This window comes from Burkholderia sp. Ac-20392, from assembly GCF_017104585.1.
Classification (GTDB): domain Bacteria; phylum Pseudomonadota; class Gammaproteobacteria; order Burkholderiales; family Burkholderiaceae; genus Burkholderia; species Burkholderia lata.
In genome coordinates, this window is sequence record NZ_JAAGPB010001188.1 from 1 (window position 1) to 584 (window position 584).

A 584-nucleotide genomic window follows, 5' to 3' on the forward strand; every position below is an offset into this window, starting at 1 on the left:
TCAGCGCGTGGGCAGCGTCGCATCGACCTCGCCGGTCGCGGCGTGCGCGCGGCAGCCGCCGCGCTCGATCGACGCGTCGGTGCGCACGTTCCAGCCGAGTGTATCGAGATCGTCCTGCAGATAGGCTTCGACGACGGGCAGGTCGGCCGGATTGACCGCGAGATGCGGCGCGCCGGACAACGCGGGTTCGGCCGCGAGCACGTCGCGCACGGCGGCAACCAGTGCGGCCGGGTCGTGCTTCACGTGCTGGCGCACGACTTGCTGCGCGATGTCGAGTGCGAGCTGCGCGATGTCGGCGGCCAGATCGTGTTCGACGGTCGACACGGCCTCGCGGAACGACGCGGCGAGCGCCGCGAGCTGCGCGGCCTGTTCGCGCGCGTCAGCCTGGCCGGCCCCGAAACCCCGTTCGCGGCCCTGGTCGAACCCGGCCTGGTGGCCGCGCCCCCGGCCTTCGACGTTGCCGGCCGCATGGGCCTCGGCCGGGGACGGGAGTGCGTCGGTGAAGGAAAGAAGGGACTACCCCGTGCATGACTCTGGTGGCAGCGTGTCGTTGGAGAAAAGAAGATAGATTGCTCATGGTCGAA

The 584-nt window shown here is 70.5% G+C and carries 1 pseudogene; it reads right to left on the reverse strand.

Annotated features, from left to right (window positions below):
* Positions 1 to 486: pseudogene (gene fliH, locus G3N99_RS41525) on the reverse strand (flagellar assembly protein FliH); the annotation flags it as partial.
* Between the last annotated feature and the right edge of the window lie 98 nt (positions 487 to 584).